Source organism: Streptomyces sp. NPDC029296, assembly GCF_055569255.1.
This window is the reverse complement of sequence record NZ_JBVHXT010000024.1, coordinates 72,334-95,815: the sequence shown is the minus strand read 5'-3', so window position 1 is coordinate 95,815 and position 23,482 is coordinate 72,334. Positions and strand designations below refer to the sequence as shown.

The 23,482-nt window shown below is 74.0% G+C and carries 20 protein-coding genes and 1 pseudogene; 10 read left to right on the top strand and 11 right to left on the bottom strand.

Annotated elements, in window-relative coordinates; translation table 11 throughout:
• Nucleotides 1-80 precede the first annotated feature (80 nt).
• The 4 genes from ACZ4W9_RS21935 to ACZ4W9_RS21920 are packed head-to-tail and all read left to right on the top strand — an operon-like array spanning nucleotide 81 to nucleotide 3,618.
• A complete protein-coding gene (locus tag ACZ4W9_RS21935; RefSeq protein WP_467938290.1) occupies nucleotides 81-1,190 on the top strand; it encodes an aliphatic sulfonate ABC transporter substrate-binding protein in 1,110 nt (369 codons plus the stop codon).
• Nucleotides 1,191-1,226: 36 nt separating this feature from the next.
• Entirely contained in the window at nucleotides 1,227-2,006 is a 780-nt protein-coding gene (locus tag ACZ4W9_RS21930) for an ABC transporter ATP-binding protein (RefSeq protein ID WP_467938287.1), read from the top strand.
• A complete protein-coding gene (locus ACZ4W9_RS21925) occupies nucleotides 1,993-2,871 on the top strand; it encodes an ABC transporter permease (RefSeq protein WP_467938285.1) in 879 nt (292 codons plus the stop codon). The genes ACZ4W9_RS21930 and ACZ4W9_RS21925 overlap by 14 nt, the downstream gene beginning before the upstream one ends.
• A 6-nt stretch (nucleotides 2,872-2,877) precedes the next feature.
• The gene (locus ACZ4W9_RS21920; RefSeq protein WP_467938283.1) at nucleotides 2,878-3,618 is read left to right on the top strand and encodes a sirohydrochlorin chelatase; all 741 of its coding nucleotides are present in this window, start codon (nucleotides 2,878-2,880) and stop codon (nucleotides 3,616-3,618) included.
• Between the two features lie 153 nt (nucleotides 3,619-3,771).
• On the opposite strand, the gene ACZ4W9_RS21915 is transcribed toward ACZ4W9_RS21920, so the two are convergent.
• The 5 genes from ACZ4W9_RS21915 to ACZ4W9_RS21895 all read right to left on the bottom strand — a co-directional run bounded on the left by ACZ4W9_RS21915 (nucleotide 3,772) and on the right by ACZ4W9_RS21895 (nucleotide 9,086).
• Nucleotides 3,772-4,074, bottom strand: coding sequence for a hypothetical protein (locus ACZ4W9_RS21915; protein WP_030607071.1), 303 nt, complete (start codon nucleotides 4,072-4,074; stop codon nucleotides 3,772-3,774).
• A 680-nt stretch (nucleotides 4,075-4,754) separates the two neighbouring features.
• Nucleotides 4,755-5,969 carry a macrolide-inactivating glycosyltransferase gene (mgt, locus tag ACZ4W9_RS21910; protein WP_467938279.1) on the bottom strand — a complete coding sequence of 405 codons (1,215 nt, stop codon included), beginning with the start codon at nucleotides 5,967-5,969 and terminating at the stop codon, nucleotides 4,755-4,757.
• Nucleotides 5,970-6,046: 77 nt separating this feature from the next.
• Nucleotides 6,047-7,327, bottom strand: coding sequence for an ABC transporter substrate-binding protein (locus tag ACZ4W9_RS21905; protein WP_467938275.1), 1,281 nt, complete (start codon nucleotides 7,325-7,327; stop codon nucleotides 6,047-6,049).
• Nucleotides 7,327-8,178 carry a carbohydrate ABC transporter permease gene (locus ACZ4W9_RS21900; protein WP_467938273.1) on the bottom strand — a complete coding sequence of 284 codons (852 nt, stop codon included), beginning with the start codon at nucleotides 8,176-8,178 and terminating at the stop codon, nucleotides 7,327-7,329. Before ACZ4W9_RS21900 ends, ACZ4W9_RS21905 begins: the two co-directional genes overlap by 1 nt.
• Nucleotides 8,175-9,086, bottom strand: a complete 912-nt coding sequence (locus ACZ4W9_RS21895; protein ID WP_467938271.1) for a carbohydrate ABC transporter permease — start codon at nucleotides 9,084-9,086, stop codon at nucleotides 8,175-8,177. The genes ACZ4W9_RS21900 and ACZ4W9_RS21895 overlap by 4 nt, the downstream gene beginning before the upstream one ends.
• A gap of 157 nt (nucleotides 9,087-9,243) precedes the next feature.
• Here ACZ4W9_RS21895 and ACZ4W9_RS21890 point away from each other — a divergent pair, with 157 nt between their 5' ends.
• On the top strand, nucleotides 9,244-10,107 hold the full coding sequence (locus ACZ4W9_RS21890; RefSeq protein ID WP_467938269.1) for a phosphotransferase: 864 nt from the start codon (nucleotides 9,244-9,246) through the stop codon (nucleotides 10,105-10,107).
• A gap of 58 nt (nucleotides 10,108-10,165) precedes the next feature.
• Here the strand turns inward: ACZ4W9_RS21890 and ACZ4W9_RS21885 are convergent, their stop codons facing one another.
• From ACZ4W9_RS21885 to ACZ4W9_RS21875, 3 genes and pseudogenes are all read right to left on the bottom strand, one after another.
• Nucleotides 10,166-10,891: an exonuclease domain-containing protein gene (locus tag ACZ4W9_RS21885; RefSeq protein ID WP_467938267.1), complete on the bottom strand. Its 726-nt coding sequence runs from the start codon at nucleotides 10,889-10,891 to the stop codon at nucleotides 10,166-10,168.
• Between the two features lie 101 nt (nucleotides 10,892-10,992).
• Nucleotides 10,993-12,231 (bottom strand): SAV2148 family HEPN domain-containing protein, encoded by a 1,239-nt coding sequence (locus tag ACZ4W9_RS21880; RefSeq protein ID WP_467938265.1) that lies wholly within the window; start codon nucleotides 12,229-12,231, stop codon nucleotides 10,993-10,995.
• Nucleotides 12,232-12,344: 113 nt separating this feature from the next.
• Nucleotides 12,345-12,513 (bottom strand): annotated as a pseudogene (locus tag ACZ4W9_RS21875) (copper amine oxidase); the annotation flags it as partial.
• A 262-nt stretch (nucleotides 12,514-12,775) separates the two neighbouring features.
• Between ACZ4W9_RS21875 and glgX the strand changes: the two are divergent.
• Nucleotides 12,776-14,893: a glycogen debranching protein GlgX gene (gene glgX, locus ACZ4W9_RS21870; protein WP_467938263.1), complete on the top strand. Its 2,118-nt coding sequence runs from the start codon at nucleotides 12,776-12,778 to the stop codon at nucleotides 14,891-14,893.
• A 336-nt stretch (nucleotides 14,894-15,229) separates the two neighbouring features.
• Nucleotides 15,230-15,481 (top strand): hypothetical protein, encoded by a 252-nt coding sequence (locus ACZ4W9_RS21865; protein WP_467938261.1) that lies wholly within the window; start codon nucleotides 15,230-15,232, stop codon nucleotides 15,479-15,481.
• 29 nt (nucleotides 15,482-15,510) lie between these two features.
• On the opposite strand, the gene ACZ4W9_RS21860 is transcribed toward ACZ4W9_RS21865, so the two are convergent.
• The gene (locus ACZ4W9_RS21860) at nucleotides 15,511-16,101 is read right to left on the bottom strand and encodes a hypothetical protein (RefSeq protein WP_467938259.1); all 591 of its coding nucleotides are present in this window, start codon (nucleotides 16,099-16,101) and stop codon (nucleotides 15,511-15,513) included.
• A 297-nt stretch (nucleotides 16,102-16,398) separates the two neighbouring features.
• Here ACZ4W9_RS21860 and treY point away from each other — a divergent pair, with 297 nt between their 5' ends.
• Nucleotides 16,399-18,765 carry a malto-oligosyltrehalose synthase gene (treY, locus tag ACZ4W9_RS21855; RefSeq protein WP_467938257.1) on the top strand — a complete coding sequence of 789 codons (2,367 nt, stop codon included), beginning with the start codon at nucleotides 16,399-16,401 and terminating at the stop codon, nucleotides 18,763-18,765.
• A gap of 365 nt (nucleotides 18,766-19,130) precedes the next feature.
• On the top strand, nucleotides 19,131-20,381 hold the full coding sequence (locus ACZ4W9_RS21850) for a M14 family zinc carboxypeptidase (protein ID WP_467938255.1): 1,251 nt from the start codon (nucleotides 19,131-19,133) through the stop codon (nucleotides 20,379-20,381).
• A gap of 105 nt (nucleotides 20,382-20,486) precedes the next feature.
• Here ACZ4W9_RS21850 and ACZ4W9_RS21845 read toward each other — a convergent pair whose 3' ends face one another.
• Nucleotides 20,487-20,900: an SSI family serine proteinase inhibitor gene (locus ACZ4W9_RS21845; RefSeq protein WP_467938253.1), complete on the bottom strand. Its 414-nt coding sequence runs from the start codon at nucleotides 20,898-20,900 to the stop codon at nucleotides 20,487-20,489.
• Between the two features lie 106 nt (nucleotides 20,901-21,006).
• Nucleotides 21,007-21,558 carry an FHA domain-containing protein gene (locus tag ACZ4W9_RS21840; RefSeq protein WP_467938251.1) on the bottom strand — a complete coding sequence of 184 codons (552 nt, stop codon included), beginning with the start codon at nucleotides 21,556-21,558 and terminating at the stop codon, nucleotides 21,007-21,009.
• 178 nt (nucleotides 21,559-21,736) lie between these two features.
• Between ACZ4W9_RS21840 and treZ the strand changes: the two genes are divergently transcribed.
• Nucleotides 21,737-23,482, top strand: a complete 1,746-nt coding sequence (gene treZ / locus ACZ4W9_RS21835; protein ID WP_467938249.1) for a malto-oligosyltrehalose trehalohydrolase — start codon at nucleotides 21,737-21,739, stop codon at nucleotides 23,480-23,482.

Genomic DNA, 23,482 nt, shown 5'->3' with positions numbered 1-23,482 from the left:
AAGCGACGAAGACCTCTGCCGAACTCCCGGCCACGACCCGAGAGACCGTGACCGCCGGGCCAACGAGAGGAAACCCTCCCGTGCCTGCCATCCGCTCACCGTTCCTGCGCCGCGGCATAGCCGCGTTCGCCGCTCTCCCCCTGCTCACCCTGGCCGCCTGCGGCTACGGTTCCGAGTCCAAGGACACCGGCACCGCCAAGATCGCCGACGGCGCCGAGAAGACGGACGGGCTCGACTCCGTCAAGATCGGGTACTTCGGCAACCTGACCCACGCCACCGCGCTGGTCGGCGTGCAGAAGGGCTTCTTCCAGAAGGAGCTGGGCGCCACCACGGTCAAGCCCGCCGTCTTCAACGCCGGGCCGTCCGAGATCGAGGCCCTGAACTCCGGCTCCATCGACATCGGCTGGATCGGCCCGTCCCCCGCCATCAACGGCTACACCAAGTCCAACGGCAAGAGCCTGAGGATCATCGCGGGTTCGGCCTCCGGCGGGGTGAAGCTGGTCGTCAACCCGAAGAAGATCAAGTCGCTGAAGGACGTCGAGGGCAAGAAGATCGCCACGCCCCAGCTCGGCAACACCCAGGACGTGGCGTTCCTCAACTGGGCCGCCGAACAGGGCTGGAAGGTCGACGCGCAGAGCGGCAAGGGTGACGTCACCGTCGTCCGCACGGACAACAAGATCACCCCGGACGCCTACAAGTCCGGCTCGATCGACGGCGCCTGGGTGCCGGAGCCGACCGCGTCCAAGCTGGTCGCCGAGGGCGCCAAGGTGCTCCTGGACGAGTCGACGCTCTGGCCCGACAAGAAGTTCGTGATCACGAACGTCATCGTGCGGCAGGGCTTCCTGAAGGACCACCCGAAGGCGGTCGAGGCCGTCCTGAAGGCGGCGGTCGAGACCAACAAGTGGATCAACGACCACCCGGACGAGGCGAAGGCCGCCGCGAACAAGCAGCTGGCGGCGGACTCCGGCAAGGCGCTCCCGGCGAAGATCCTCGACCCGGCCTGGCAGTCCGTCCAGTTCACGGACGATCCGCTGGCCGCCACCCTCGAGACCGAGGCCGGGCACGCGGTCAAGGCCGGCCTGCTGGAGAAGCCGGACCTGAAGGGGATCTACGACCTGACGATCCTCAACAAGGTCCTGAAGGCAGAGGGCCGCCCCGCGGTCGACGCCGCCGGCCTCGGCACCAGCTGACGCCCCTCCCCGACGCGTCCCCAGGAGGTGACGACCATGGCCACGACCCTCGCCAAGGCCGACGAGACCGTCGAGTTCGCGGCACGCATTGAGCACGTCTCGAAGTCCTTCGCGACCCCGGCCGGGCAGCAGCTCGTCCTGGACGACATCAGCATCGATGTCGCGCCGGGCGAGTTCGTCACCCTCCTGGGGGCCTCGGGCTGCGGCAAGTCCACGCTGCTGAACCTGGTGGCCGGCCTGGACCGGCCGAGCGCCGGCTCCATCACCACGGACGGCCGCCCCGCCCTGATGTTCCAGGAACACGCCCTGTTCCCCTGGCTGACGGCGGGCAAGAACATCGAACTGGCCCTCAAGCTGCGGGGCGTGCCCAAGCCCGAGCGGCGCGAGAAGGCCGAGGAACTGCTCGAACTGGTCCGGCTGAAGGGCGCCCACGGCAAGCGGGTGCACGAGCTGTCCGGCGGTATGCGCCAGCGGGTGGCGCTGGCCCGCGCGCTGGCCCAGGAGAGCAACATGCTGCTGATGGACGAGCCGTTCGCCGCGCTCGACGCCATCACCCGGGACGTGCTGCACGACGAGCTGACCCGCATCTGGTCGGAGACCGGGCTCTCCGTCCTGTTCGTCACCCACAACGTGCGCGAGGCGGTGCGCCTCGCGCAGCGGGTGGTCCTGCTGTCCTCCCGGCCGGGCCGGATCGCCCGCGAGTGGCGCGTCGGCCTCCCGCAGCCGCGCCGCATCGAGGACGCGCCCGTGGCCGAACTGTCCCTTGAGATAACCGACGTACTGCGTGGGGAGATCCGCCGCCATGGCCAGCACTGAGACGACACCGGTCCAGGACGCCGGGAGCGTCGAGGCCGGCCTGGACGCGCTGGAGACCACGGCCACCGGCCGCCCGCCGCTGCGCGAGACGCTCGTCAACAAGATCCTGCCGCCGGTCGCCGCCATCGCGGTGGTCCTGGTGGTCTGGTACATCCTGTACCCGGTCGTCGACGACCCGACGAAGCTGCCCTCGCCGGGCGCGGTGGGCGGCGCGTTCCGGGACGCCTGGCTCGAGGGCGATCTGCTCGGCTACATCTGGACCAGTGTCTCGCGCGGCCTGCTGGGCTTCGCGTTCGCGCTGGTCATCGGCACCCCGCTGGGTCTGCTGGTGGCCCGGGTGAAGTTCGTGCGCGCGGCCATCGGCCCGATCCTGTCCGGGCTGCAGTCGCTGCCGTCGGTGGCGTGGGTGCCGCCGGCGGTGATCTGGCTGGGCCTGAACAACTCGATGATGTACGCGGTCATCCTGCTCGGTGCCGTGCCCTCCATCGCCAACGGACTGGTCTCCGGCGTGGACCAGGTGCCGCCGCTGTTCCTGCGCGCGGGGCGCACCATGGGCGCCACGGGTGCGAAGGGCGTCTGGTATGTCACCCTGCCGGCCTCGCTGCCCGGCTACGTGGCGGGCCTGAAGCAGGGCTGGGCGTTCTCCTGGCGTTCGCTGATGGCCGCGGAGATCATCGCCCAGTTCCCCGATCTCGGCGTGGGTCTCGGCCAGTTGCTGGAGAACGGCCGCACCGCCAGCGACATGGCGATGGTGTTCGAGGCGATCCTGCTCATCCTGTTCGTCGGCATCGCCATCGACCTGCTGATCTTCAGTCCGCTGGAGCGGTGGGTGCTGCGCAGCCGCGGTCTGCTGGTGAAGAGCTGACGTCTCGTGCGCACCAGGCCCGTTCTCCTCGTCATCGCCCACGGCAGCCGTGACCCGCGGCACGCGGCGACCGTGCACTCCCTCGTGGAGCGGGTACGGTCGCTGCGGCCCGGGCTGCGCGTGGAGACCGGCTTCCTGGACTTCAACGTCCCGTCGGTGCACGGGGTGCTGCGGTCGCTGGCGGCGGAGGGCGTCCGGGACGTCGTCGCCCTGCCGCTGCTGCTGACCCGCGCGTTCCACGCCAAGGCCGACATCCCGGCCGTGCTGCGGGACGCCCCGGCGCGGCTGCGGATCCGGCAGGCGGAGGTGCTCGGCCCGTCGCCGCTGCTGCTGTCCGCGCTGGAACGGCGGCTGTACGAGGCGGGGCTCGCGCCCGCCGACAAGTCCTCGACCGGGGTCGTGCTGGCCTCGGCGGGGTCGTCCGACCCGGAGGCGATCGCAGTGATCGCGGCAATCGCGCGGGAGTGGCGGCACACCGGTTGGTGCGCCGTGCGGCCTGCGTTCGCCTCCGCCTCCCTGCCCCGCACCGAGGACGCGGTGCGGGAACTGCGGCGCCTGGGCTGCGAGCGGGTCGCCGTGGCGCCGTACGTACTGGCCCCCGGCTTCCTGCCGGACCGCATCGCGCGCGGCGCGGCGGAGGCCGACGTGCGCGCCGAGGTGCTGGGCGCGGCCCCCGAGGTCGCCCGTCTCCTGCTGGAGCGCTACGACCGGGCCCGGCGGCCGGCTTTGGCGGCGCTCGGCGCGTGACCGGGGGCGTGTCGGCCCCGGCCGCGTTCCGCGGGCGGGCCGTGGGCCGGTCGGTGTCTCGGGCATCTCGCGTGGCGCCCTCGGACCCGCCGGTACGACGGCGCCCGGCTCCCTGACACCGGCCGGCGGCGCCCGTCCGCCGGCCGCGGGCGGTCAGAGGTCGAGGGCGTGCAGGAGGTGCCGGGTGTAGTCGAGGCTGGCGGTGCCGGCCGAGGCCGCGATGGCGATCGTCTCCAGCGCGGAGCGGATCCGGCCGCGGTTGGGCGGCAGGCCGTCCTCGGCGGACTGCGCCAGCTGCTCCTGGATGGTCTCGCCGCTGCTGACGAGCCCGGGGTACTCGGCGCGCAGCGCCTCGGTGAGCCGGTCGGCGGCCTCCATCAGGGTCTCCAGGTCCGGGGTGGTGCGGTCGCCGAAGCGGGCCGGGCCGTTGACGTTTCCGAAGTTGTAGGTGCTCATGTCCTGTCCTCGCTCGCGGGCCGGAGGAGCCGTCGGGTGGCCGGCGCCGCAGATGTCGCCGATGGCGTGGGTGTGCGTGCCGCCGGCCCCGTACGGCCGTGTCGTGGGAACGGTGCCGAGGCCGGCGGGTGGTGGGTAAGTTGGCGTGTTTTCACCGGTCCGGGGCGGCCTCGGTGGCCGGCTCCGGAGGCGTACACGGTCCGTTCGGGCGGAGCCGCGGGTCGGGCTGGGCCGGAAATTGCCACCCGTCCGGGTGACCGGTGCGCGTTGACCCTCCCTGCTGGTGCCGGTGCGGGAAAGGGCGTACCGCGCGCGGGTGCCCGGTGGCCGGGTCACGCCGTCCTCGCGGTGGCGCGGCGCCGCCGGTAATGGCCTGCTCCTCACCCTGATCCGCCCCTTCCGGCCTTCCGTGGGCTTCACCCTAGGAACAGCCTGACGGGTTTGTCGCGCGCTTCGGCGAGCCGGGCCCACGGGGGGCGGGTGTGTGGTATCGGCGGCCGCGGTCCGGCGTTCCCCTGTGACGTCGGACCGCGGCGGCGTCTGGTTCTGCGCCGGCCGCGGCTCCGGTGTCACCGGCCGACACGCCGAGGGACGATTATCGGCCAACTCCCGTCCGTGCGACCGCGACACGGGGGCCCGCGCCGGCCGGAACGGAGATCGCCCGTCGGCCGCCCGGGGTCCTACCGTGCGCGGTGCCCGGGCAGTTCGGCCTCGATGAGGTCCGCCGCCCGCCGGGTGCCGCCCTCCCGGGCCGTCTCCGCCTGGATCTCCTCGAGCCGGCGTGCGACCTCGGGGTCGTCCACCAGGGCGAGGGCCGCCTCGCGGAGCCGGCCGGCGGTGGCCTCCTCGGTCGCCAGCTTCCGGGCGACTCCGAGCCCCTGGAGCATGTCGGCGTTGCCGAACTGGTCGACGGCCTGCGGTACGGCGATCATGGGCGTCGCCGTGGCCAGCCCCTCCTGGCTGCCGCCGGCGCCCGCGTGGGTGACGAACAGGTCGGCTTGGCGCAGGATCGCGAGCTGCGGCACCCAGTCGCGCACCTCCACGGTGTCCGGCACCTCTCCCAGGTCGGCGCGGGTCACATGCCGGCCGACCTGGAGGACGACGTGCCAGCCGGGCAGGTCCCCGAAGGCGCGGACGCACTCCCGGTAGAAGGCGGGCTGCCTGGTGAAGGCCGAACCGAGCGACACCAGGACGACCTTGTCCGCGCCGGCGGGCCGTTGCCAGTCGCCCTGGTCGGCGCGGTCGCCCTGGCAGGCGCCGACGAAGGTGTGGACGCGTTCGTCGACCCGGTCGGCGTGCGGCTGGAGCGCCTTCGGCATGAGGACCAGGGAGCGTGCCGGGCGGCCGGTGAACGGGTCCGGGTGCTCGGTGATCCCGTTCTCCGCCAGCCATGCCCCGAACCGGGCGTAATACGCCTTGCCGCGCTCGGTCTGCCGGGGTTCGCGCCACATCGGCTCGGCGACCTCCTCCTCGTAGCCCTCCCAGGCGACGAGGTTCGGGGAGAGGGAGATCGCCGGGACGCCCCAGCGGTGGGCGAGGACGCGGGCCGGATAGGAGGTGATGTCGTGCAGGACGAGGTCGGGTGTGTCGTCGGCGTAGGCCTCGACGAGCTGCGGGAGCGCCTGGATCGCGTCGTCCAGGAACGGCTCGACGTTGTCCAGCAGGGTGCTCCCCCACGCCTCCGGGTCGGCGTCGGGGCCGGGCAGGGTGGAGTGGTACGGGACGGGCCGGGCGCCGGTGGCGGCGACCTTGCCGGCGAAGACCGGCGGAATGGCGTACGTGACCCGGTGGCCGCGGGTGACCAGTTCACGGATCACCTCCAGGCTGGGGTTCACATGGCCGTGGGCGGCGACGGAGAACATGGCGATGTGCGCGGGGGTGGTCTCTGGGGTCATGCCACCGACCCTAGGCGAGACGATACGTCTCGTCTAACGCATTTTCCGCGCACCGCCGCGCGGCGGGGGCCGGTCGCTCAGCGCTGGTAGCGGGCCAGCACCAGGTTCCCGTCCCGTTCCAGGCGGCGGCGCAGTGCAGCGAGGGTGATGGCGCCGCTGTAGTACTCCTGGTAGGCCGGGGTGGCGACCTTGTCCTTCCACTCCGGGTAGCCGCGCACCGACTGCGCCGGTGCCGGGCGGAGCCGGGCCGCGAGGGCGGTGCCGGTGGCCCAGCCGTGCCGTGCGGTGTGCAGGGCCGGGTCCTTCAGGGCCTCGGTGCCGGTGGGCAGCATCCAGTCGCCGAGGGCGAGGCATACCATGTTCGCCGGCCGCAGCAGGAAGTCGATGAAGGCGACGGCCTCCTTCTTGTGCGGGCAGTCGGCGGCGACGGACAGCGTCTGCGGGCTGACGCCCTGGGTGAGCCCGCCGGCGCCCGCCGGGGCGGGCAGCACCTGCCAGTGGAATCCCTCGGGGGCCTGCCGCGCGATCTGCTGACGGTAGGAGAAGCCCAGCGGGACCATCGCGTACCGGCCGCCGAAGAGGCCGGGCAGGGTGTCGGAGCCCCCGCTGCCGAGCGTCGAGGCGGGGGCGCTGCGGTCGACGGCGACCTGGTCGTGGATGGTCCGTGCCACCACCGCGTCCCCGGCCGTGAACCGCACGCCGACCTTGCCGTCCGCACCCCGGTGGAAGAGCCGGCCGCCCGCCGAAAGGGACAGGTTGAGCGTGGCGGAGACGGGTTCCTTCAGCGGCCAGGCCACGCCGTACCGCCCGGGCCCGCTGAGCTTCTTCGCGACCTGCCGGAACTCCGCCCAGCTCCAGGGGTGTTCGGGTGTCGGTATGCGCACCCCGGCCGCGCGCAGCCGGTCGGCGTCGGCGATCAGCACCCGGGGTTCCTGGAGGAACGGCACGCCGTAGACACCGCGGCCGAAGGCGGCCGTTCGCCAGCTGTCGCGCGGGATGTCGGCGGTGAGCCGGGCGGGGAGCAGGCCGGTCAGGTCGGCGAGGTAGCCGCCGTAGGCGAAGTCGGCGAGGTCGTCGGAGGCGTCGTGGATGACGTCCGGGGCCTCGCCGCCCTCGAAGGAGGTGAGCAGTTGGTCGTGCACGCCGTCCCAGCTGCCCTGGACGTACTCGACCCGGACGTCCGGGTGGGTGGCGTTCCACTCCCGCACCAGCTTCTTGGTGGCGGCGACGGACTCCGGCTGCCAGGCCAGGGACTGGAAGCGCAGGGTGATCCGGCCGCCGTCCGCGGGGCCGCCCGGGGAGCAGCCCGCGAGGAGGAGCAGGAGCACGGCGAGCGCCAGGGTGATCCGGGTCCGCATCAGTTCTTCACCGCCCCGGCGAGCAGGCCGCTGGTGATCCGGCGCTGGACCAGTGCGAAGAACGCGAGGGAGGGAAGGGTGGCGAGGAACGCGGCGGCGGCCAGCGGGCCGAGGTCGGCCACGCCCTCGGCGCCGATGAAGTGGGTGAGGACGACCGGCAGGGTCTGCCGCCGCGGGCTCTTGAGCAGCACCAGGGCGAAGAAGAACTCGTTCCACGCGGTGACGAAGGCGAACAGGGCCGTCGCCGCGATGCCCGGCGCGAGCAGGGGTGCCGTGACCGACATCAGCGTCCGGAGCCGTCCGGCCCCGTCGACGGCCGCCGCCTCCTCCAGCTCGGCGGGGACCGCGCGGACGTGACCGGCGAGCATCCACAGCGCGAACGGCAGCGACCACACCACGTAGACCAGCACCAGTCCGGTCAGGGAGTCGATCAGCCGCAGCCGCTTCAGCACCAGGAACAGCGGGATGATCAGCAGGACGAAGGGGAACGCCTGGCTGACCACCACCCAGCCCGTGGCGGCCCGGGCGGCCCGGGTGCGGTGGCGGGCCATGACGTAGGCCATCGGGGTGGCGATCAGTACGGCGACGGCGGCGGTGGCGAGCGCCACGAGCAGGGAGTTGAGGGCGGCGTGCGCGAGCGGCTGCTCGGCGAAGGCCTGCCGGACGTTGGCCAGGGTGGGGTGGCGCGGGATCCAGGCGGGGTGCGGACCGCCCAGCTCGCGCGGGGACTTCAGCGCGGTGGACAGCAGCCACAGCAGCGGGAAGGCGAGGAACAGGAGGTAGGCGAGCAGGGCGGTGTACTGGCCGGCGCGGGCGGCGCGGCGGGCCTTCGGGGTGCGCGCGGTCCTCACGCGTCCTCACCGCCGCGCAGCCGGCCGGCCAGGAACACCGCGAGCAGGAGGGAGACCACGGCGACGAGCACGCAGCCCATGGCCGCCGCGTAACCGAACTGGCCGTAGCGGAAGGCCTCTTCGTAGGCGAAGAGCATGGGCAGCCGGGTCTTGCCGCCGGGTCCGCCACCGGTGAGGACGTAGACCAGGGCGAAGGAGTTGAGGTTCCAGATCAGGTTGAGCGCGGTGACGGCGAGGGCCACGGGTCTGAGCGCGGGCCAGGTGACCGTGCGGAAGCGGCGCCAGGCGCCCGCGCCGTCGACCGCCGCCGCCTCGTGGAGTTCGCGCGGGACGTTCTGCAGTCCGGCGAGCAGGGCGACCGTGGTCTGCGGCAGGCCCGCCCAGACGCCGACGACGATCACCGCGGGCAGCGCGGTGGCCAGACCGCTCAGCCAGACCCGGCCGTCCCCGAGGCCGAGGTCGCGCAGGGTCTCGTTCAGGACGCCCGCGTCCGGGTTGTAGACGAGCCGCCACATGATGCCGACGACGACCTCGGGCATCGCCCAGGGCACGATCGCGAGGGTGCGGGCCAGGCCGCGCAGCCGTAAGTCCTGGTTCAGCAGCAGGGCCAGGCCGAGCGCCAGCAGGAACTGGGGGAGGGTCACGCCCACCGCCCAGACCAGGCCGATGCGGAAGGACTCCCAGAACAGGGTGTCGTGCAGCAGGTCCCGGAAGTTGAGGGCACCGATCCACCGGGTGGCGGTGGTCCGGCCGGACTGGGCGTCGGTGAAGGCCAGCAGGATGCCGTAGAGCAGCGGGCCGACGCTGAGCAGGAGGATCGGCAGGAGGGCGGGCAGGACCAGGAACCAGGCGCCGCGGCCGGCGGTCCGCAGCCTGGCGCGGGCATGCGCTTCGGCCACCTCTGTCACGGAATCAGCCCCTTTGCCTGCTCCGATTGGCGTGTTCATGGTCGTGAAGGCCCGTTACCCCGTCAAGGGCCCGTGCACCACCGCCGACCTGTGCGGATGCGAGACTGGCCGGGAACCGGACGGTCACGGCACGGGACGACGGCACGGAGGCGGGACGATGGACGAGGCACGCGCGCGGGACGTACTGGCCGCGGCGGGGGTGCTGCGGGGACCGGCCGGGGACGCGCGGCTGATGGCCCTCGGCGAGAACGCGGTGTTCGCCGCCGGCGGCCTGGTGGTGAAGGTCGGCCGGGACGCCGAGCTGCTGGCGCGGGCCGGGCGCGAACTGGCCGTCGCCGGCTGGCTGGCCGAGGCGGGCGTGCCGGCGGTGCGGGCGGCCGAGCCGGAGCCGCTGCTGGTGGACGGCCACCCGGTGACCGTGTGGCACCGGCTGCCGGATCCCGTGCGGCCCGCCGAGCCCCGGGACCTGGCCGCGCTGCTGCGCGTCGTGCACACCCTGCCCGCTCCCCCGTTCACGCTGCCGCCCCGCGATCTGCTGAGCGGTGTGGAGCGCTGGCTGCGGCTCGCGGGCGACGCGATCGACCCGGAGGACGCGGCCTGTCTCCGCGTGCGCCGCGACGACTTCGCGGCCCGGGCGGCGGCGCTGACGCCCCGTCTGCCGCCGGGGCCGATCCACGGCGACGCACTGACCCGCAATGTGCACGTCGGGCCGGACGGACCGGTCCTGGTGGACCTGGAGACCTTCTCCGCCGATCTGCGCGAACACGACCTGGTGGTCATGGCCCTCTCCCGCGACCGGTACGGGCTGCCCGCCAAGGCGTACGACTCCTTCACCGACACCTACGGCTGGGACGTGCGCGAGTGGGACGGCTGCGCGGTGCTGCGCGGCGCCCGGGAGACGGCGAGCTGCGCGTGGGTGGCCCAGCACGCCCCGTCCAACCCGAAGGCCCTGGCCGAGTTCCGGCGCCGGGTGGCATCGCTGCGGGACGGGGACGAGACCGTGCGGTGGTATCCGTTCTGACCGGGTGCCGCGCCCCGAAGGGGTGCGGGGGCCGACGCGACCGGCGGCGGCGCACCCGCTACGCGCGCCGGCCCTCGGTCGGCTCCCGCAACGGCCACGCCCCGTCCACCACCGCGTCCGTCTCGCCCTTGCGCCGCAGGAACGCCTGGAAGTCCGCCGCCCACCGCGCGTACCACTGGATCTGGCACCGGTGCAGTTCGGCCGGGCCGAGGGCCGCGATCTTCGGGTGGCGGTCGGCTATCGCGGACGCGAGCCGCGCCGCGGCCAGGGCGTCGGCGGTGGCGTCGTGGGCCGCGCCCAGGACTATGCCGTACTCGCCGCAGACCGCCTCCAGGTTCCGCTTGCCCCGGCGGTAGCGGTCGACCCAGCGGTCGATGGTGTACGGGTCGACGACCGGGGCGGGGGCGGCGCCGCCCAGCCGCTCGGCCAGGGACGGCAGGCCGTGCCGGCGCAGTTCGGCGGAGAGCAGGGTGAGGTCGAAGGCCGCGTTGTAGGCGACGACCGGGACGCCCGTCTTCCAGTAACCGGCCAGGACGTCCGCGATGGCGTCGGCCACCTGGTCGGCCGGGCGGCCCTCGGCCGCCGCGCGTGCGGTGCTGATGCCGTGGACCGCGACCGCGTCGGCCGGGATCTCGACGCCCGGATCGGCCAGCCACTCCCGGCGGCCGAGGGGCTCGCCGGCCCTGACCTCGATCACGGCACCCGTGACGATACGCGCCTCGCGCGGATCGGTCCCGGTCGTCTCCAGGTCGAAGCCGATCAGCAGCTCCCGGTGCCAGCCCATGGGCGGCCCCCCTTCTTGGTGGTGCTTTCCCCCAGTGCCTCCACCATCGCACGCGGCACTGACAATCCGCCGACGGCCGTCCGTCGGCGGGTGCCGACGGGTCAGGACACCGGGCGCGAATCCACCCAAGCCAGCTCGAATTCCTCGCGGTATGTCGGGAAAAGACCGGATTCTCCGACGTCGTCCGACGTGACCAGCCGGCTGCCGTTGCGCAGCACGAGCACCGGCGACTCCATCCCGCGCGCCCCGCGCAGATAGGACTGGACGACGGCGACACCGTCCGCGCCGTCGCCGTCCACCAGGTAGGCGGTGAAGCGGGGCGTCTCGTCGTACACCTGGATCTCGAACGCGCCCGGGTCGCGCAGCCGGGACCGCACCCGGCGCATGTGCAGGATGTTCATCTCGACCGAGCGGCTCAGTTCGCCCCGTTTCATCCCCAGTTCGCGTTCGCGGCGCTTGACCGAGCTGGAGGCCGGGTTGAGGAAGAGCAGGCGCACCCGGCAGCCGGACTCGGCGAGCCGGAGCAGGCGGCGCCCGGAGAAGTTCTGCACCAGCAGGTTGAGGCCGATGCCGATGGCGTCGAGCCGGCGGGCGCCGCCGAAGATGTCCTCGGCCGGGAACTGGCGCATCAGCCGCACCCGGTCGGAGTGGACCGCGACGACGTCCGCGTACCGGTCGCCGACCAGGTCCTCGACCGCGTCCACGGGCAGCCGGCGGGCCGAGGGCACGTCCCCGCCCGCGCCGAGCATCTCCAGCAGCCGGGCGGAGGCCCGCTCGGCCTGGCCGAGCACCGCCTCGGACAGGGCCCGGTTGCGGGAGACGACGTTGCGGGTCACCTCCAGCTCGTCCAGGGCGAGTTCGAGGTCCCGGCGCTCGTCGAAGTACGGCTCGAAGCACGGCCAGTGCTGCACCACCAGCTCGCGCAGCTGGGGCAGGGTGAGGAAGCTGAGCACGTTGTCGTCGGCCGGGTCGAGCAGATAGCCCTTGCGGCGGCTGACCTCGCGGACGGCGACCGCGCGCTGCACCCACTCCTGTCCGGCCGGGCCGGCCGCGGCCACCACCCACTCGTCGCCGTGGACGGGTTCGTAGACGGGCCGCAGCACGGCGGCCACGACCGAGCGCAGCCGCTGTTCGACGAGGTTCAGCCAGATGTAGGCCCGGCCCGCCCGCTGGGCGCGGGTGCGCACCTCGCGCCAGGCGTCGGCGTCCCAGTCCAGCTCCGGCCCGATGGACCCCGCGTCCATCGGCCGCGCCAGGGACACCGCGCCGGGCGGGACGTCTGCGGAGTTCCCCTCGTGACCCTCGTCACCAGGAGGCAGCTCCAGCCCTCCCGAGCCCACCCGTGCACCGCCTTCCGCTCCCGGGCCTTCCCATCTCAACGATCAAGGAAGCCTACTCCGCGAGCGGTCGGCGGTGCAGCCGGATGGACAGGTCGGTGTCCCGGCCGCTTGGCTCAACTGCGCCATCGCCAGTGGCCGTTCCGCCATGCCGGTTCCTCGGGAGTGAGCGGATTCATAGCCGTGACGTCCCCGGGGGCGAGGGAGAAGCCCTGCCGGTGCGCGGGCAGGGGCCGGGCCGGGCTGCTGGTCCTCGTCCCGGGCGATGTGCCGGAAGCCGGCGTCCCCCGGGGCACGAGGCGGATGGCGGTGCGCCTCCTCACGCACGTCTTCCCCCTGCTCCCCCTGCTCCCCCCCTGCTCCCCCTTGTTTCTCCCGGAGTACGTCTTCGCCCCGCTGATTCGGCGCGTGGCGGGTACCTGAACCGCCGCACGCACTGGTCACCTCGCGAGAAGGCGGGTGGACGACGGGAGGTTGGCTCACTTTCGGACGAGACTCGGGGCCGACCCGGCCCCAGGCGGACGGCACACCTGGGAGAGTCGTATCCATGCAGGTCTGGCCTGGAGAGGCGTATCCGCTCGGCGCCACCTATGACGGCGCCGGAACCAACTTCGCGGTCTTCACGGAGGCCGCGGACCGAGTAGAGCTGTGTCTGCTGCACGACGACGGCTCGGAGACGGCGGTGGAACTGCGCGAGAGCGACGCGTTCGTGCGGCACGCGTACCTGCCGGGCGTGATGCCGGGGCAGCGGTACGGGTTCCGGGTGCACGGCCCGTACGACCCCGGGCGCGGGCTGCGCTGCAACGCGTCGAAGCTGCTGCTCGACCCGTACGCGAAGGCGGTCAGCGGGTCGATCCGGTGGGGCGAGGAGGTCTACGGCTACCACTTCGGGGAGCCGGAGCGGCGCAACGACCTGGACTCGGCGCCGCACACCATGACGTCGGTGGTGATCAACCCGTACTTCGACTGGGGCGACGACCGCCCGCCGCGCACCGAGTACCACCACACGGTGATCTACGAGGCCCACGTCAAGGGCCTGACCATGCGTCACCCGGGACTGCCGGAGGAACTGCGCGGCACCTACGCGGGGCTCGCCCATCCGGCGGTCATCGAACACCTGACCAAGCTGGGGGTGACGGCGCTCGAACTGATGCCCGTGCACCAGTTCGTGAACGACCACCGGCTGGTCGACATGGGCCTGAACAACTACTGGGGCTACAACACCATCGGCTTCTTCGCCCCGCACAACGCGTACGCCTCCTGGGGCGACCGCGGCCAGCAGGTGCTGGAGTTCAAGTCGGCGGTCCGGGCGCTGCACGAGGCCGGGATCGAGGTCATCCTGGACGTGGTCTACAACCACACCGCCGAGGGCAACCATCTGGGCCCGACGCTGTCCTTCAAGGGCATCGACAACCCGTCGTACTACCGGCTCACCGACGATCCGCGCTACTACATGGACACCACGGGCACCGGGAACTCGCTGCTGATGCGATCCCCGCACGTGCTCCAGCTGATCATGGACTCGCTGCGGTACTGGGTCACCGAGATGCACGTCGACGGCTTCCGCTTCGACCTGGCGGCCACCCTGGCCCGGCAGTTCCACGAGGTGGACCGGCTGTCGTCGTTCTTCGACCTGGTGCAGCAGGACCCGGTGGTCTCCCAGGTGAAGCTGATCGCCGAACCGTGGGACGTGGGCGAGGGCGGCTACCAGGTGGGCAACTTCCCGCCGCTGTGGACCGAGTGGAACGGCAAGTACCGGGACACCGTCCGGGACCTGTGGCGGGGCGAGCCGCGCGCGCTGGCCGACTTCGCCTCCCGGCTGACCGGCTCCTCCGACCTCTACCAGGACGACGGCCGGCGCCCGCTGGCCTCCATCAACTTCGTCACCTGCCACGACGGTTTCACGCTGCACGACCTGGTGGCCTACAACGACAAACACAACGACGCCAACGGCGAGGACAACCGGGACGGCGAGAGCCACAACCGGTCCTGGAACTGCGGAACGGAGGGCGACACCGACGACCCGGAGGTGCTGGGGCTGCGCGCCCGGCAGATGCGGAATCTCATCGCCACGCTGATGCTGTCCCAGGGCGTGCCGATGATCAGCCACGGGGACGAGTTCGCGCGCACCCAGCGCGGCAACAACAACGCCTACTGCCAGGACAACGAGCTGTCGTGGATCGACTGGCCGGAGGAGGACGGCGCGCTGCTGGAGTTCACGCGCGCGATGGTGTGGCTGCGCCGGGACCACCCGGTCCTGCGGCGGCGCCGCTTCTTCCACGGCCGCCCGGTGGAGGGCGAGGGCACCCACGACGAGCTGTCCGACATCGCCTGGTTCACCCCCGAGGGCGCCGAGATGACCCAGCGGGACTGGAACTCGGCGCAGGCGTCGGCGCTGACGGTGTTCCTGAACGGCAACGCCATCTCCGAGCCCGGCCCGCGCGGGGAGCGCATCACCGACGACTCCTTCCTGCTGATGTTCAACGCCTCTCCCGAGCCGCTGGACTTCGTGGTGCCGGTCGACCACGGCCGGCAGTGGCAGGTGGTGGTGGACACGGCCCGCCCGGACGCGGTGGAGCCGGGCACGGGCGACAAGGTCGCGGCCGGGGACCGCGTCACCCTGCCGGACCGCAGCCTGACGGTGCTGCGGGGCCCGGCGGAGTGAGCGCGCGGCGGAGTGGGCACGCGGCCTCCTGGCGGGGCCGCGTGTCCGCTCACGCGCGCGTGGAGCGCGTTTCCGGGCTCGCCCGCGTACGTCGTCGGGCGCACCGCCAGGGCGAGGACGAACGCGAGCCCGGCCGCCGTGCTCGCGGCGGCGAAGGCCGCGGCGGGGCCGTGCGACTCCGCGAGGCGTCCGGTGACGGCGACGGCCAGGGCCTGGCCCCCGACGAGGGCGCTGGTGGCCACGCCCATCGTCTCGGCCAGCCGGGACGGCGCGACGGCGCGTTCCAGGAGGCCGAAGACGGTGATCAGATGCGGGGCGTAGGCGACGCCGAGGACGGTGACGACGGCGTACAGGCCGGGCAGGCCCCTGGTGGCGAGCAGCGGCAGGGACAGCGCGAGCACGGCGCCGGTCGCCAGCCGCCGGCGCGTCCTGGCCCCGACGCGCTGCGGTACGGCGGCCATGGCGAGCCCCGCCGCCGCGCTCGTCACCCCCATGGCGGCGTACACCAGCCCCGCCTGGTCCGCCTGCCCGAGCCGCCCGGTGAACGCCGTGATCCCCGCCTGGCAGGCCCCGGACACCGCTCCCTGAAGCGCCGGCGCGGCCAGCAGTCCGGGCACTTAGCGGGGCACCGGGGGGCGCCTGCCGGAGTCGCCCGGGTTTCCGGGCAGGGGTGAGGCCGCGCCGGACGCGCCGGCCTCCACGTCCGCGCACGCGTGCGCGGACGTGCCGGGCGGGCCCGGTGGCCGCGCGGGCACGTCACGGGCCGGGCGTTCGCCGGCGGGGGCCTCGGGCCGGGCGGGAGCCGTCGCGCGGGCGGTCGGGTGGAGGGCGAAGGCGGTGCCGCAGGTGGCCACCAGGGCCGCCGCGGCGGCCGTCGCGTAGGCCGGATGGGCGAGGACCGCGGCCAGGCCGACGAGGGCCGGTCCGAGGACGAACGACAGTTCGTCCACGGCGCTCTCGAAGGACAGCGCGGCACCGGCCGTCGCCTCGGAGGCGCCCGAGCGGCGGGCGAGGGCGACCAGGCGGGCGCGGGCCGGCGGGCCGACGAGCGGCACGGTGGCACCCGCCGCGGCCCCCAGGACGGCCAGCGCGGGCGCCGGCGGCCCCGCGAGCGCGCCGGCGACGAGCGCGGCCACGGCGACGGCGTCGGCGAGCGAGAACGCGAGCACCACCGTCCGCTGGCCGTGCCGGTCCGCGAGCCGCCCCACCAGCGGCCCGCAGGCCCACCTGGCCGAGCGCGAGCGCGCCCCCGGTCACGCCGGCCGTGGCCAGCGAACCGTCCGTGCGGGCGACGAGCAGCACGCTGCCGAACTGGATGGTGGCCGTGGGCAGCCACACGCAGGGCAGCAGCGGCCCCGTCAGCCCGATCACCCGCCGGTAGGCGTCCCCCGCGCGGCCCCGCCCCGGCTTCCCCGTGGTCCCCATCGCTCGAACCCGGACACGCGGGCGTGATCCGGGCACCGGCCGATGACACGAAAGGCGGCGAGCGGGGTACGTAGGTTCCCATGACTTCTGCGCGACCCGGACCGGGAGTGCCCACGGCCACCTACCGACTGCAGCTCCAGCCCGCGTTCCCGTTCGCCGCCGCCGAGGCGGCCGTACCGTACCTGGCGTCGCTCGGCGTCTCGCACCTGCATCTGTCCCCGGTCCTGGAGGCCGTCCCCGGCTCCACGCACGGCTACGACGTGGTGGACCACGGCCGCGTGCGCGAGGAACTGGGCGGTGAGGAGGGCCTGCGCGCGCTGGCCCGCACCGCGCGGGCGCACGGTCTCGGCCTGGTGGTGGACATCGTGCCCAACCACATGGCGATGGTGCCCCGCTACAACCGCGCCCTGTGGGAGGTGCTGCGCGAGGGACCGGGTTCGCCGTACGCGCGCTGGTTCGACATCGACTGGGAGGCGCAGGGCGGCCGGGTGCTGCTGCCGGTGCTCGGCGGTCCGGTCGGCTCGGAGCTGGAGCGGCTGCGGGTGGACGGCGACGTGCTGCGCTACCACGACCACGCCTTCCCGCTGCGCCCCGGCACCGAGCGGCTGCCGTTGCCGCAGCTGCTGGACGCCCAGTGGTACCGCCCGGTGTGGTGGCGGCTGGCCCGCACCGAGCTGAACTACCGGCGGTTCTTCAGCATCTCAGAGCTGATCGGGCTGCGGGTGGAGGACCCGGAGGTGTTCGACGCCACCCACGCCATGATCCTGCGGCTGCTGGACGAGGGCGTGTTCGACGGGCTGCGGATCGACCACCCCGACGGCCTGGCCGACCCCGACGGCTATCTCGCGCGGCTGCACGGGGCGACCGGCGGGCGCTGGACGGTCGTGGAGAAGATCCTGGCCGACGGCGAGCGCCTGCCCGCCTCCTGGCCCGTCGCGGGCACCACGGGCTACGACGCCCTGCGGCACATCGACGGCGTGTTCACGGACCGCACCGGCGCGTACGAGCTGCTGGGGCGCTACCGGGCCTACGCGGCGCCGCAGACGGACCGCGGCGGCAACTGGGAGGCCACGGTCCGGCGCGCCGCGTACAAGGTGCTCACCCACGAGCTGGCCACGGAGGCCGACCGGCTCACCCGGGTGGCGGCCCGGCTGTGCGCCGCCTCGCCCGACCTGTCGCTGCGCGACCGCGCTCCCTGGGCGCTGCGCACGGCCGTGGAGGAGCTGCTGGTCCGGATGCGGGTCTACCGGCCGTACGCCTCCACCGACGCCTCCGCCGTGATCACCGAGGAGGCCGCCGAGGAGGCCCGGCTGGCGTTCGTGGTGCCGGAGGAGGCCGAGGCCGTCTCCGTGGTGCGCCGGCTGCTGGTCGAGCCGCCCGACCCGGCGGCGCCGGACCACGCCGACCGGGTGGAGTTCCGTACCCGGTTCGCGCAGACCGCGTCGGCGCTGCGGGCCAAGTCGGTGGAGGACACGGCCTTCTACCGCTACGTGCCGCTGCTGTCGGCGACCGAGGTGGGCGGCGACCCGGGCAGCCCGGGCGTGTCCCCGGAGGAGTTCCACGCGTACTGCGCGGGCGTGCGGCGCGACCGGCCGCTCACCGGCACGGTCGTCACCACCCACGACACCAAGCGCAGCGCGGACGTGCGCGCCGCGCTGGCCGTGCTCACCCAGTGCCCGGACCGCTGGGCGACGCTGCTCGCCGAGGTGAGCCTCGCCGAGGAGGGCGCGCCGGACGGACAGCTGGCCTGGGCGGCCTGGCAGACCGTGTTCGGGCTGGGCCCGGCCGAGGAGGACCGCGTCCGGGAGGCGCTGCTCAAGCACGTCCGCGAGGCCGGCATGTACACGAGCTGGACCGAGCGGGAACCGCCGTACGAGGACGCGGTGGCGGCCTTCGTCACCGCCGGGCCGTGCGGTCCGCCCGGCATGCGGGTGGCCGCTTTCCGCAAGGCGCTGGAGCCGCACGTGCGGGCCAACGTCCTCGGCACCGCGCTGGTGCACCTGACGATGCCGGGGGTGCCCGACGTGTACCAGGGCACGGAGGGCGAGTACCGGGCGCTGGTGGACCCGGACAACCGGCGGCCGGCGGCGCTGCCTCCCGAGGCACCCGGCGAGAAGGGCGCGCTGACCGCGGCGGCGCTGCGGCTGCGCGCCCGGCGCCCGGACGCGTTCGGCGCGGACGCGTCGTACGACCCGCTGACCGCCGAGGGACCGGCGGCCGACCACTGTCTGGCGTTCGCGCGCTCGGGCGAGGTGGTCACGGCGGTGACCCGGCTGTCGCTGCGGCTCGCGGAGGCGGGCGGCTGGCGGGAGACGCTGCTGCCGCTGCCGCCCGGCCGCTGGGCCGACGTGCTCGTCCCGGGCCGGGAGTTCACCGGCCACGCGCGCGTGGCGGACCTGCTGGACGGACTCCCGGTGGCCCTGCTGGAACGCGTCCCGGAGGACTGAGGGGACGGGCGGGGTACGGCGGACGAGCGACCGGCGCTCGCGGGACACCGGGCGTGCGGGGCGCGTTCACGGCCGTCGCGGTACCGGTGGCGTGCCCGGGACACCGGCCGTACCGGTCGCCCGCCCGGACCCGCCGTACCGGTGGCGCGCCGGTGGACGGCCGCCGTGGCCGGGGCCGTCGGCCGTACCCCTCGCGCGTCCGGGGGCGCCTGTCGTACCGGTGGTGCGCTCGTGGCACACAGCGGAGCGGGTCCTACCGGTTCCGCGCCCCCACGCGCCCCCGAGAGCCTCCCCCGCCGACTGCTTGACAGTTCCCCCGTGGCGTGCGGGACTGGGAGGGCGAAGCCGGGCGGACCAGTCGGGGGGTGAGTCCTCTGCCGGAGCTGCGCTATCCCAGCGTTCCCGAACTGGTCGCCCGCGCCCGGGCGTTCGCGAACCTGGAACCCGGGCTGTGCGCCTTGCGCCAGGTGGGTGTCTCGCGCGCGGGAAGACCCCTGCACCTGCTGTCGGTGGGGCACGCCCGCCGCGCGGTGCTGGTCGTCGCCGGTGCCCACGCGAACGAGCCGACGGGCGGTTCCACCCTGCTGGTGCTCGCCGAACGTGTGCTGTACGACCGGGAGTTGCGGACGGACACCTCCTGGCATTTCCTGCTGTGCGCGGACCCCGACGGCGCGAGTCTGCACGTGACCCCGGCGCCGCGCAGTCTGCTCGACTACCACCTCGGCTTCTACCGGCCGACGGGCGCCGAGCAGCCGGAGTGGTCACCGGCGGTGCTGCCGCCGGACCGGCTGCCACCGGAGACCCGGACCCTGACGAGGGTGATCGACGAACTGCGGCCCTACCTCCAGGTGACGCTGCACGGCACCGATCTGGGCGGCAGCTGGGTGCAGCTGACCAAGGAGGTGCCGGGCCTCGCCGAGCCGTTCGCGAAGTCAGCGGCGGAGCTGCACATCCCGGTGGAGACGGGGGCGTCGGACGCGGCGGGCTGGCCGGCCTCCGGCCCCGGGGTGCATGTGATGCCCGGCCCGGAGACGGGCGTGCCCTATCCGAGCATGCCGGACGACGCGCGGCACAGCACCTGGTACCACGCGCACCGGTACGGCGGTCTGACGGCCGTGGTGGAGGTGCCGATGTGGGCCAGTGACCTGGTGGACGATCCGGCCCCGCACCCGGAGCCCGCGGCGGCCCTGCGTCACCTGGCCGCCCGGCTGCTGCGGGACGCGCGGCAGGTGGAGCGGGTCCTCGCCGAGGCGCTGCCCCGGCTGGAGGGCGTGGACGGACCGCTGCTGCGGGCCGCGCGGTGGGCGCTGGAACTGATCCCGGGCCTGGCCGAGGACTGGGCGCACACCGCCCCGGCGGGCACCACGATGGCGTACGTCGGCAGCGTGGACGCCTTCGGCCGGCGGCTGCCGCTGCGGGCCGCGGCGATGCTGCTGCGGGTGCTGCGGGAGGCGGACGACCGGGCGGCGCCGCGTCTGGAGCGGCTCGTGGCCGCCTGGTGCGACGCCTTCGCGCAGCGGTTCCGGGCCCGCTGGGTGCCGTTGGAGGACCAGGTGGAGCACCAGTCCCGGACGGTGCTGGTGGCGGCGCGGCAGGCCCGGGAGCGGGTGGCGTGAGCCGGTACGACCCGCCCACGCCACCGGCCACCGCCCCGCGCCCCGTCCACCGCGCGACCGCGGCCCGCCGCCGGGTATGAGCCGCGGGACCTCGGCCGCCGGGCCTCAGCCGTCGAGGGCGAAGACGTGCCGGGTGCGCGCCCGCATGACGCACGCGCTGGTGTACGTCTCCCGGAAGTCGACCGCCCTGCCGTTCCACCGCCCGAGCGCCCGGGTGGTCACCGGGGCGTAGATCATCGGGCAGAAGACGTTCTCGGCCGGGATGCGCCCGATGTCACCGCCGGCGGCGCCGAGTTCGGCGCACGCCTCGGTCGCGCGGGCGTGCCACCGGGGCGGGTCGCAGCGCAGCAGCGCGCCGCGGGGGGCGCCCGCGCGGGCGTTGCCCTGGGTGACCGTCAGGTAGAGCCAGGTGTCCGCGCGGGCTTCGCGGGTGGCCGCCCGGGCGGGTCCCGCGGTGAGGAGTGCCGCGACGGCCAGGAGGGCCGCGGCCATCGCCTTCGCTCTGGTGAGGTGAGTCATGCCGGTTGCATCGGCACGGCGGCCCGCCTTCCCGAGGGCCCCTCACCCGATCGGGACGGCAAAAAAGCCTTGCCGGTCGCCCGTTCGAACGGAACCGGCCGGCGTTCTAGCCCACCGAGAGCCGGAACGCCATCCTGCCGAAGGCGACCTGGTCGCCCTCGCGGACCACGACCGCACCGGTCACCCGGCGGCCGTTGACGGTGGTGCCGTTGGTGGAGCCGAGGTCCTTGAGCACCCACAGGCCGCCCTGGCGGCGGAGTTCGGCGTGCACCCGGGAGACCGTCTCGTGGTTCAGGCGCAGCCCGTTGGCGGGGTCGCGGCCGATGCGCAGCGGGTGCGTGTGCTCCGGGTGCGGCAGCAGCAGCTTGGGCAGCCGCTCGGCCTGCCAGGCGCGGCGCAGCCGTACGGTGAACCCGGACACGGCCTCGACGGTGCCGAGGACCGCGCGGGAGAACCGGTTCTCCTGGGGCAGGTCGGCGACGAGGACGGCGAGTTCGTCGGAGCGGCGCGCGGCGAGCGCCAGTTCCATGCGGCGGACGAACGTGTCGTGCGAGAGCCGGCCCATGGCGACGCCGTCGCGCAGCACCCGCAGCGCCTTGTCGCGCTCCGTGTCGGACAGCCGCGCGGGGTAGGTGGAGAACTCGAAGGACGACGTCACGCTGGTGATTGTCGGACAGTGAACCCCGGGTGTCCAGAAAACGCGGAATCGGTGCCGCCGGGGCGGTACTTCCGCGACACCGGCTCGCCGGGGGCGAATTGACGAGCGGAATGATCGTCCGGGGCGGCACGATGGGGGGCGCGGGACATCACGGTGAGCAGACGAAGGGGAACCGTCCGTGCAGTTCGAGGTGTGGGCACCGCAGGCAGACCGAGTGACGCTCCATTGCGAGGGCGCCACGCGCGCGTTGGCGCGCGATCCCGCGCGCGAGGGGTGGTGGACGGGTGAGGCGGAGGCGGCGGACGGCGCTCGGTACGGGTTCGCGCTGGACGACGGTCCGGTGCTGCCCGACCCGCGCTCGCGCCGCCAGCCGGACGGCCCGGACGGGCTGAGCGCCGTCGTGGACCACGGGCGCCACGAGTGGCGTGCGGGGTGGCCGGGGCGCGGGCTGCCGGGCGCGGTGCTGTACGAGCTGCACGTGGGCACGTACACCCGCGAGGGCACCCTGGACGCCGCCGCGGACCGGCTGGAGCACCTGGTGGAACTGGGCGTCACCCACGTGGAGCTGATGCCGTTGTGTCCCTTCCCGGGACGGCACGGCTGGGGCTACGACGGGGTGGCGCTGTGGGCGGTGCACGAGCCGTACGGCGGACCGGAGGCGCTGAAGCGGTTCGTGGACCGGGCGCACGGACTCGGGCTGGGCGTCGTCCTGGACGTCGTCCACAACCACCTGGGCCCGTCGGGCAACCATCTGCCCCGGTTCGGGCCGTACTTCACGGACACGCACACCACCCCGTGGGGGGCGGCGGTGAACCTGGACGCGTCCGGCTCGGACGAGGTGCGCGCGTTCCTCCTCGGCAGCGCGCTGGCGTGGCTGCGGGACTACCGGATCGACGGGCTCCGGCTGGACGCGGTGCACGCGCTGTACGACACGCGTGCGCGCCACTTCCTGGAGGAGCTGTCGGCGGCCGTGGACGGCCTGGCCGAGGAGGTGGGCAGGCCGCTGTTCCTGATCGCCGAGTCGGACATGAACAACCCGCGGTTCATCACTCCGCGCGCCGAGCAGGGGCTCGGGCTGCACGCGCAGTGGAACGACGACTTCCACCACTGCCTGCACACCGCGCTGACCGGCGAGGCCCAGGGCTACTACGCCGACTTCGCGCGGGAGCCGTTCGCCGCGCTCGCCAAGACGCTCACCCGCGGCTACTTCCACGACGGCACGTACTCCTCGTTCCGGGGCCGGCACCACGGCCGTCCGCTGGACCGCGCCCGGGTGTCCGGGCACCGGCTGCTCGGCTACAGCCAGACCCACGACCAGATCGGCAACCGTGCCCAGGGCGACCGGCTCGCCGCGCTGCTCTCCCCCGGCCTGCTGGCCTGCGCGGCCACGCTCACGCTGACCGCGCCGTTCACGCCGATGCTGTTCATGGGCGAGGAGTGGGCGGCGGGCACGCCCTGGCAGTACTTCACCGACCACACCGACCCGGAGCTGGCCGAGGCGGTACGGCGGGGCAGGCGGCGGGAGTTCGCGGCGCACGGCTGGGCCGAGGAGGACGTGCCGGACCCGCAGGACCCGGCGACCCGGGAGCGGTCCTGCCTGGACTGGTCGGAGCCGGGACGCGAACCGCACGCGCGGATGCTGGACTGGTACCGGCGGCTGATCGCGCTGCGCCGTGCCCAGAGCGACCTCACCGACCCCGACCTCGCCGCCACGCGGGTGGCGTACGACGGGGAGGCCCGCTGGCTGGCCTTCAGGCGCGGGGACGTGCGGGTGGCGGTGAACGCCGGCAAGGAGAGCGCGGCGATCCCGCTGGGCACCGGCCGGGTGGAGGTCCTGGCGGCCTGGGAGCCGGTGCCGGCGCCGGGCCCGGACGGTCTGCTGCACGTGCCCGGCGAGTCCTGCGTCGTGCTGACCGGGGGCTGA